Source organism: Pseudomonas sp. AFG_SD02_1510_Pfu_092, from assembly GCF_003331055.1.
GTDB lineage: Bacteria > Pseudomonadota > Gammaproteobacteria > Pseudomonadales > Pseudomonadaceae > Aquipseudomonas.
The window spans coordinates 1-218 of the sequence record NZ_PUQD01000144.1 but is presented as its reverse complement, the minus strand read 5'-3'; the positions used below and the strand labels follow the sequence as shown (position 1 = coordinate 218).

Genomic DNA, 218 nt, shown 5'->3' with positions numbered 1-218 from the left:
ACGCCACCTTCGGTCACGCTTGGCGAAGCAGTCAGGGTCGCAGTGGTGTTATCGACCGAATCATTGATCGTGGTTTGGGCCGGCGTCAGGTTCGGGCTCAGTTGCTCGAAGTTGCCGCCGGTAGCGTCTTCGATGGTCACGCTGACGGTCGAGCCGTTGTTATAGACGTCGTTCGCCGGGGTTTTGAAGTCGACGCTGCCTTGGGTTTTGCCAGCCTC

1 protein-coding gene is annotated in these 218 nt (G+C 59.6%); it reads right to left on the bottom strand.

Features of this window, described 5'->3' with window-relative positions:
• On the bottom strand, positions 1 to 218 hold a 218-nt coding region (locus C6A77_RS25225; RefSeq protein WP_133295922.1), incomplete at both ends, for an immunoglobulin-like domain-containing protein.